Origin of the sequence: Novosphingobium endophyticum (assembly GCF_014640675.1) — a bacterium.
GTDB classification, from domain to species: Bacteria; Pseudomonadota; Alphaproteobacteria; order Sphingomonadales; family Sphingomonadaceae; genus Novosphingobium; species Novosphingobium endophyticum.
This window is the reverse complement of the sequence record NZ_BMHK01000116.1, coordinates 1-555: the sequence shown is the minus strand read 5'-3', so window position 1 is coordinate 555 and position 555 is coordinate 1. Positions and strand designations below refer to the sequence as shown.

At 64.7% G+C, this 555-nt stretch carries 1 protein-coding gene; it reads right to left on the bottom strand.

What is annotated here, in order from left to right; all coding sequences use genetic code 11:
• Nucleotides 1-32: 32 nt before the first annotated feature.
• Nucleotides 33-555 (bottom strand): Mu transposase domain-containing protein (locus IEX32_RS20485; RefSeq protein ID WP_188773368.1); only part of this gene is annotated, 523 nt, incomplete at its 5' end.

Genomic DNA, 555 nt, shown 5'->3' with positions numbered 1-555 from the left:
AGGGTGGGATGTTTCAGCATACTCACGTCCTTTCAGTGGTAATAGTCCGAGCCGCGGATGTTGGTGTGCAGGATCGGTTCGCGCTCCGGGGATTTCGGCACGGGCGCCTTGTCGAGCCCCTTCTCGAGGATCGATTTGACCGAAGGGTAATTGCGCGCCTGGATCTCCAGCGCGCGCAGCGCGGCGGCTTCAAGCCGGTCGGCGCCGAAGCGCTTTGCCAGGCCGATGATCCCGAGGCACGAGCGGTAACCCTGCTCGGGATGCGGCTTGGCCTCGATGATCTTCTCGACCAGCAGCGAGAGCATCGGGCCGATTCGGTTCGCTGCCTCGCGGATCTTCGCCGGCGTCCATTCGCCGTAGCGACGATGGCTGGACGGCATGTGCTCGGGGACCGTGGTATGCCGGCCATTGCCGGACCCGCGCATGTGCACGGCAATGCGCTCGGATCCCAGAAAGATCTCGACCGTGCGGGCCGTGAAGCGCACCTCCACCTCGCGGCGGGCAAAGCGGTGCGGCACCGAGTAATGGTGCCGTTCGAGAGCGATGTGATAGTCG